Source organism: Rahnella perminowiae (assembly GCF_019049755.1).
GTDB classification, from domain to species: Bacteria; Pseudomonadota; Gammaproteobacteria; order Enterobacterales; family Enterobacteriaceae; genus Rahnella; species Rahnella perminowiae.
Genome location: NZ_JAFMOS010000394.1, coordinates 1 through 7,447 on the forward strand (window position 1 = coordinate 1; position 7,447 = coordinate 7,447).

Sequence of the window (7,447 nt, forward strand, 5' to 3'; positions counted from 1 at the left end):
CAACAGAGGTTTCTGACTGCGTTGTAACCAGCGCAGGAACAGGCGATCAACGCTTTGTGCCGCGCTGCCGGTGAAGCGGTCCATCATACGTTTACGGCGGCTGTAACGCACCGCAATCACTTCATGATTTTTCATTTCCGCAATCAGTAAATCATCACTGGTGCCAATAGCATCAATCAGACCGTTCTCACGCGCCTGGGTACCGAACCAGTGTTCACCGGTGGCGACCGCATCAATATCCAGCGACGGCCGGTTCTGATGTACAAATTCTTTAAACAGCACGTGGGTTTCGTTCAGATCTTCACGGAATTTTTCCCGGCCTTCTTCGGTATTTTCACCCAATAAAGTCAGGGTACGTTTAAACTCGCCCGCAGTGTGCAACTCAATATCAATGTCATTTCGTTTCAGCAGACGGTTAAAGTTAGGGATCTGGGCAACGACGCCGATTGAACCTATGATGGCAAACGGCGCGGCGACAATCCTGTCCGCTACACAGGCCATCATATAACCGCCGCTGGCTGCAACTTTATCCACCGCAACCGTCAGACGAATACCGCTCTGACGCAGACGCACCAGTTGAGAAGCCGCCAGACCGTAACCGTGTACCACACCGCCCGGACTTTCCAGGCGTAGCAATACTTCATCTTCCGGCGTGGCCACGGCCAGCACGGCTGAAATTTCTTCCCGCAGCGATGTCACTTCGTGGGCATCCATACTGCCTTTGAAATCGAGTACATACAGGCAGGGTTTGCTTTTCGGACTCCCGGTTTTGGCCTGCAGTTTTTTCTGTTTTTCCTCCGCTTTGTTCTTTTTTTTCAGCTGTTTGCTATGAATTTTTAGCTCGGCAGGGTTCATGCGCGCATGGCGCATTTCACGTTGCATTTCGCGGTACTGTTCGCCTAAATCGATTAGCTGCAACTCACCTTTACCGTGAGACTTACGTTGACGAAGACCAACAAGTAAAACGACCAGTGCCCCGATGGCAATAACTACAGTCACAACTTTGGCCAAAAACAGCCCGTAAAGAGAAAGTAAATCCACACATACCGCCTTTTCAATGTGGTAATAAAACCGTGGTGAGAAAGTTGTTAAACATTCTAAACAATCGCCGCACTGACGTCTTGTTCGAAGATGACATCCTGACTCAGGCGTAAAACAGAGTGCGTCTGTGTTCCAATTTTGTTACAAAAGAGCTGCCCGTTTTTCGGTTAATCATTGAAACTGATGCCCATTTGAGGCATATAAGCGGTGATCACTCGCGAAAAACCTAAAATTCTCATCAAAATGGCGAATTCTGGTTGAGCGCAACAACTCCCGTTTTCGCCATTGTGATATGAAGAGCGCCTGATGTGATGACGGCCGTTTGCCGCCACATAACCGCCCCATTAAGAGGACTGACCGTGCATTATCATCCTAAATCCGATTTGCTCAATCATCGTATCATTCTGGTTACCGGCGCTGGCGACGGCATCGGCCGTGAAGCCGCATTGACGTATGCCCGTTTCGGCGCGCAGGTCATTTTGCTGGGCCGTACCGAAAGTAAACTCGCCAGTGTACAGCAGGAAATTGCGGCTCGTCATTTGCGGCCGGCTTTCATTTATGCACTGGATTTACTGACCGCCAGTCAGCAGGATTGCCAGCGCGTCGCAGAGCAAATCGCTGCATGGGTGCCGCATCTCGACGGCGTTTTGCATAACGCCGGTTTGCTGACTGATATCACGCCGATGGCTGAAATTAAATTGCAGGACTGGATGGACGTCATGCAGGTCAATGTTAACGCCACGTTTATGCTGACCCAGGCGTTACTGCCGCTGATGTTGAAATCTGCCAGCTCCTCGCTGGTGTTCACGACGTCCAGCGTCGGACGCGAAGGCCGCAGCGGCTGGGGCGCTTACGCCGTGTCAAAATTTGCCACCGAAGGCATGATGCAGGTGCTGGCCGAAGAGCATAAACACACCGGCCTGCGTGTCAATTGCATCAATCCTGGCGGCACACGAACCGGCATGCGCGCCTCCGCTTTTCCTGATGAGAACAAAGATAAACTCAAAACACCGGCCGATATCATGCCGCTGTATTTGTATCTGATGGGCGATGACAGCCGCCGTAAAACCGGTATCAGTTTTGATGCCCAGCCGGGGCGCAAAGCCGGTCCGGCAGAATAACCACGGAGCCTCTGATGACCGAAGATCGCCATAAACAGCGCCAGCAAAAGCTGAAAGAACAGGTTGATGCGCGCATTGACGCCGCAAAAGAACAACGCGGGATCCTGATTGTGTTTACCGGTAACGGTAAGGGAAAAACCACGGCGGCCTTTGGTACGGTAACCCGCGCCGTCGGGCACGGTATGCGCGCAGCAGTGATCCAGTTTATTAAAGGGGAATGGCCTAACGGCGAGAAAAACCTGCTCGAACCGCACGGCGTGGAATTTCAGGTGATGGCGACCGGTTTTACCTGGGAAACGCAGAATAAAGAAACCGATACCGAAGCCTGTCAGGCCGTCTGGCAACACGGCAAACGCATGCTGGCCGATACATCATTAGATCTCGTGGTGCTTGATGAGCTGACGTATATGGTCAGTTTCGGTTATCTGGATTTGCAGGAAGTGATCGAGGCCCTGAACACGCGTCCGGCGCATCAGACGGTGATTATCACCGGGCGCGGCTGCCACCGTGATTTGCTGGAAATGGCTGATACGGTCAGCGAACTCCGTCCGGTGAAGCATGCCTTTGACGCAGGCATTATGGCGCAACAGGGCATCGACTGGTGATACCCTGTTTTCACTTTCAAAGCACTATCTGACACTCCGCCAGTGTCGCCATTTCGTTATGAACGGCGCAGGCGGCATCAATCAGCGGTAACGCCAGCGCCGCGCCGCTGCCCTCGCCAAGTCGCAAGTTCAGATCAAAATACGGTTGCAACCCCAGTGCTTCCAGTGCCAGCGTCGCGCCCTGCTCGGCTGATATATGTGAAGGAATAAGGTAGGGTTTCAGCCCGGGGGCTATCTGGCATGCCGCCAGCGCTGAGGCGTAAGAAAGATAACCATCCAGTACCAGCGGAATACCAGACGCCGCGGCTCCGATCATGGCTCCTGCCATGGCGACCAGTTCAAAGCCCCCGACTTTCGCCATCACATCCAGCGCATCTGAAGGATCAGGCTGATTTACCGCAATGGCTTTTTCGACCACGCTGATTTTATGCGCCAGTCTGTCAGGTGGCAGATTTGCACCCAGACCGACGGTTTGTGCTGGCGCAGCGCCGGTCAGTACAGCCACCATCGCTGCCGCAGCCGTGGTGTTTGCCATTCCGAGCTCACCCACAGCCAGCAGGGATAACCCGCTTTCGGCTTTCGCGATCACCCGTTCCGCACTCCAGATCAGTAAAGATTCCGCCTCTTCGCGCGTCATGGCCGGGCCGGTGGCAATATTGCCCGTTCCCTGCGCGACCTTATGATTGAGCGTTCCGGGAATATCCGCGCCAATGATACCGCAGTCAATCAGCGTTACCTGCGCACCGGCCACCCGTGCCAGCACCGAAACCCCGGCTTTCCCCTGCACAATATTGACCGCCTGGATCGCCGTTACCGCCTGTGGGGACGGCGTGACGCCTTCCTGCCATACACCATGATCGGCTGCCATCACCAACACTTCTTTGCTCGGGAAATGCAGGGGGTGGTTACCGCGAATTGAAGCCAGCTGAATCGCCAGTTGTTCCAGACGACCCAGGCTGCCCGGCGGTTTCACCAGACTGTCGAGTCGTGCCGCCGCCCTCTGAGCGGCCGGTGCATCGGGAACCGCTATCTGACGGAGAATGTTTGCCAGCGAAGCCATGGTGTCGTCCTTACGTGTTTGAAAAGTTAAATACCGCTGTCGTTAAAGCGCTGAATCACACAAGTGCCGGGGCTGAGATCAATTTCACACAAACAGCCTTGTTTAAACGGGAAACGCCACATATCCGCAGGTGCCAGCTTAAGCATCATCGCCAGCAACAGGCTGAGTGAACCCTGATGTGCCACTATCGCCAGCCTGCTTTCCTGCGGACGCAAATGCAACTGCTGCAAGGCCTGACGGATACGCGAGGTGAACGCCGTAAAGGATTCCCCCTGTGGCACCTCGGCCTTTTGCCAGTCCTGACACCAGGCCTGATAGCCTTCTGCCTGTGAGGCTTCGAGTTCATTGTGATGACGCATTTCCCACTCGCCAAACGCCATCTCCTGCAACAATGGCTGAGTCTCTATCGTCAGTTCGCGCCCGTGGGCAATGATACCGGCCATATCACGGCTGCGGCGCATATCGGTATGGATCAGGGCATCCAGCGGCGTAGCAGCCAGCTGACGCGCCACATGCTGCGCCTGTCGCTCCCCCTCCGCAGTCAGCACAATGTCGCTGCTGCCACAAAATACGCCGTTAACATTAGCCTGAGTTTGTCCGTGCCGTATCAGATACAGTTTCATTATTGAGTCCCTTTTCTCAGTGCCATAACAGGAAAAACAGGAAGAGCAGTTCGCTCAACTCGCACGCTGCGCCCAACGTATCGCCGGTCTGGCCACCGATACGCCGGGCGATAAAATACCGTAAGCCCAGCACACCTGTCAGTGTAATAAGTAGTGCAGGCAGTGTCGTGAATCCGCCGACAATCAGCGTCAGAAAGGCCATCAGCAACAAGGTGATATAAAAATGCCCCTCGCTGATTTTACCGATAAATAAATTGCCCATTCCCGACTCGCGGGCATAGGCCTGACGGTACATCATCACCGCCATCATGCCACGCCCGACCACCGGCGTGAGGATAAGACATGTCAGCACTGGCAGTCCGTCGGCGCTGAGCTGATAAATCAACGCAGTACGAAGCAGAACAGCCACAATCAGTGCCAGTGCGCCGTAGGTGCCAATGCGGCTGTCGCGCATAATTTCCAGGATCCGCTCCCGGCTGCGCACGGAAAATAAGCCGTCGCAACTGTCAGCCAGCCCGTCGAGATGTAAACCGCCGGTCAGCATGATATGTACGATGACAACGGCAATCGCCGCCGGTAGCACCCCGACGTGCGGCAGCAGAAACAGCCACACCAGCGCGGTCAGTAACCCGATGACCAGCCCGACCAGCGGAAAGCACACAATACCGCGCGCATACTCTTTCAGTCCGATGCCGTCACACCAGCGTTCCCTGACCGGGATACGGGTGAGAAACTGCAACGTTGCGAGAAACAGTCGCCATAAGGCCATAATAAATTCCCTTTCCTTCATCGTTTTATTCCGAGGTTTTCACCGGAACCGGGATGCCGGATACGATCAGGTAGACATCGTCCGCCGCAGCCGCCAGTTGCTGGTTCACCCGCCCGGCGATATCACGAAAACGTCGCGCCAGCAGGTTATCCGGCACAATGCCCATTCCGACTTCATTGGTGACGATAATCACTTCGGAGTCAGCCTGTTGCGCAACTTTCGTCAGTTGCGTGGTTTGCGCAAAAATATGCTGCTCTATCGCTTCAAAATCCATATCTTCCACCGATGTTTCACCGGCAATATCAAACAAAAGATTGGTCATCAGCGTCGTGATGCACTCGATAATAATGGTCGGAAACTGTACCTGATGCTCGAGTATGATGTTTCCCAGATCCCGGTAACTTTCAAACGTATGCCAGTGAGCCGGGCGTTGTTGCTGGTGATAACGGATACGCTCCGCCATTTCCGCATCGGTTACGACCGACGTGGCGATATACAATACTTCGCCCCCGCGTTTCTCTGCCACCTGCTCGGCAAAACGGCTCTTGCCGCTGCGGGCACCTCCGGTAATCAACATCATAATCGGCTCCTTGCGTTGTATTCATAAACAGGGTGTGTAACAGAAGATGGCTACGCCCTGAATTTTGAGCAAAAAAAACCGCAGTCACAGACTGCGGTTTATGAGCATAGACACAAGTGCCTCGCTTGTCAGCGATTAACCCCGTTTTGCCGGACCGGTAGTTCGACGGGCCGGTGCAACCTGAGTGTGGCGCTTAACAGCACGACGGATCTGGTTGGCTTTTACACGGCGACGGTCACGCTCAACCGGCAACTTACTGACGGTTTCTTCGGTCATGTCGACCAGTGTACGAAGATAGTTAATATCCGGCAGATCCAGCTCTTTGTAGCCGCCGCGAGGCAGGCCTTTAGGCAGGTTCAGATCCCCATAACGTACACGGATCAGACGGCTTACCTGTACGCCAACGGCTTCCCACAGACGACGAACTTCGCGGTTGCGCCCTTCTGTCAGGGTCACATTGTACCACTGGTTCAGACCTTCACCGCCCTGGAACTTGATCGAGCGGAATGCCGCAGGGCCGTCTTCCAGCTGCACACCACGGCTCAGTTGTTTGATTTTTTCATCATCAACCTGACCGAAAACGCGCACGGCATATTCGCGCTCAACTTCACGACTCGGGTGCATCAGGCGGTTAGCCAGTTCACCGTCGGTAGTGAATAACAGCAGACCCGAGGTGTTAACGTCCAGACGGCCTACTGCGATCCAGCGGGAACCGCGCATTTTTGGCAGACGGTCAAAAACGGTCGGGCGCCCTTCCGGATCACTGCGTGTACATAACTCGCCTTCCGGCTTGTAATATGCCAGCACGCGGCAAACGGTGTCCTGTGATTCCATCACTGACAGAACGTGGCCATCGAGACGAATTTTGGTGCCGCCGGTGACTTCCACGCGGTCGCCCAGCGTAGAAATTTTACCGTCGACGCTGACGCGGCCAGCCTGAATCATCGCTTCGACTTCACGACGTGAACCGTGGCCCGCACGAGCGAGGACTTTTTGCAGTTTTTCGCTTTGCCCTTCGGTGCTGTCCAGCGCGTTCTTCGGCTTCTGGTATTTCACTTCTTCTTCGTCACCGTTTTCATCAAACAGTGCTTCAGCTTTGGGTTTTGTCCCGCGCGGTTTCAGCGGCGCACGAGGCTTTTCACCACGGGCATTTTCCGGACGGCCGGGCTTGCCTGTACGTGGTTTTTCAATACGGGAATTTTCGATACGTGAATCGCCGCGGCCTGCGTCAGAACGTGGTTTGTCTGAACGCGGCTTGTCGCTGCGTGGTTTATCAGTACGTGGCTTTTCGCCGCGTTTTTCAGCCCGTGACGGCTCCGGACGGCTTTTTGCTGCGCCGGAATTTCTGCCACTTTTTGGCTTGTCACCAGATGGACGTGACCCTTTGGCTTTGTCGCTGGTGTGTTTCTGGGAATTATACTTCTCGCTCATTGAGCAGCCTCATTTGTCGCCTTCACAGGCGTCGGGGGGAGCCGGCAGCACGACGTTGACCCTCGTCTGCCCGCCAAAATTCAGTTATTACGTATTATTACAATGACTTATAAAAAAGCCAGCCCGCCATTATACACAGTTATCCGCAATTTGTATCCTGCAATGGTTTGTACGGGCTGTTTATTTTTCCAACAATCGTTACCGGAAAGGCGCGGGA

At 54.4% G+C, this 7,447-nt stretch carries 8 protein-coding genes; 2 read left to right on the forward strand and 6 right to left on the reverse strand.

Annotation, left to right across the window (positions count from 1 at the left end; genetic code table 11):
* On the reverse strand, positions 1-1,041 hold a 1,041-nt coding region (gene sohB, locus J1785_RS05250), incomplete at its 3' end, for a protease SohB (protein ID WP_129951557.1).
* Positions 1,042-1,400: 359 nt separating this feature from the next.
* On the opposite strand from sohB, the gene J1785_RS05255 reads away from it, so the two are divergent.
* Together J1785_RS05255 and cobO are read left to right on the forward strand one after the other, a co-directional pair.
* Positions 1,401-2,162: a YciK family oxidoreductase gene (locus J1785_RS05255; RefSeq protein ID WP_129951558.1), complete on the forward strand. Its 762-nt coding sequence runs from the start codon at positions 1,401-1,403 to the stop codon at positions 2,160-2,162.
* A 14-nt stretch (positions 2,163-2,176) separates the two neighbouring features.
* On the forward strand, positions 2,177-2,767 hold the full coding sequence (cobO, locus tag J1785_RS05260; RefSeq protein ID WP_129951559.1) for a cob(I)yrinic acid a,c-diamide adenosyltransferase: 591 nt from the start codon (positions 2,177-2,179) through the stop codon (positions 2,765-2,767).
* A gap of 16 nt (positions 2,768-2,783) precedes the next feature.
* Here cobO and cobT read toward each other — a convergent pair whose 3' ends face one another.
* The 5 genes from cobT to rluB all read right to left on the reverse strand — a co-directional run bounded on the left by cobT (position 2,784) and on the right by rluB (position 6,855).
* On the reverse strand, positions 2,784-3,827 hold the full coding sequence (gene cobT, locus J1785_RS05265) for a nicotinate-nucleotide--dimethylbenzimidazole phosphoribosyltransferase (protein WP_129990390.1): 1,044 nt from the start codon (positions 3,825-3,827) through the stop codon (positions 2,784-2,786).
* A 26-nt stretch (positions 3,828-3,853) separates the two neighbouring features.
* A complete protein-coding gene (gene cobC / locus J1785_RS05270) occupies positions 3,854-4,450 on the reverse strand; it encodes an alpha-ribazole phosphatase (protein ID WP_129951561.1) in 597 nt (198 codons plus the stop codon).
* Positions 4,451-4,466: 16 nt separating this feature from the next.
* Complete coding sequence (gene cobS / locus J1785_RS05275; RefSeq protein WP_217158991.1) at positions 4,467-5,219, reverse strand: adenosylcobinamide-GDP ribazoletransferase; 753 nt, start codon at positions 5,217-5,219, stop codon at positions 4,467-4,469.
* 25 nt (positions 5,220-5,244) lie between these two features.
* A complete protein-coding gene (cobU, locus tag J1785_RS05280) occupies positions 5,245-5,799 on the reverse strand; it encodes a bifunctional adenosylcobinamide kinase/adenosylcobinamide-phosphate guanylyltransferase (protein WP_129990392.1) in 555 nt (184 codons plus the stop codon).
* A 135-nt stretch (positions 5,800-5,934) separates the two neighbouring features.
* Positions 5,935-6,855 (reverse strand): 23S rRNA pseudouridine(2605) synthase RluB, encoded by a 921-nt coding sequence (gene rluB / locus J1785_RS05285; RefSeq protein WP_233432907.1) that lies wholly within the window; start codon positions 6,853-6,855, stop codon positions 5,935-5,937.
* Between the last annotated feature and the right edge of the window lie 592 nt (positions 6,856-7,447).

Bases quoted from the DNA above. Each gene is read 5' to 3' on its own strand.
- cobC (WP_129951561.1), bottom strand. From the start codon at position 4,450: ATGAAACTGTATCTGATACGGCACGGACAAACTCAGGCTAATGTTAAC.
- cobS (WP_217158991.1), bottom strand. From the start codon at position 5,219: ATGGCCTTATGGCGACTGTTTCTCGCAACGTTGCAGTTTCTCACCCGT.
- cobT (WP_129990390.1), bottom strand. From the start codon at position 3,827: ATGGCTTCGCTGGCAAACATTCTCCGTCAGATAGCGGTTCCCGATGCA.
- cobU (WP_129990392.1), bottom strand. From the start codon at position 5,799: ATGATGTTGATTACCGGAGGTGCCCGCAGCGGCAAGAGCCGTTTTGCC.
- cobO (WP_129951559.1), top strand. From the start codon at position 2,177: ATGACCGAAGATCGCCATAAACAGCGCCAGCAAAAGCTGAAAGAACAG.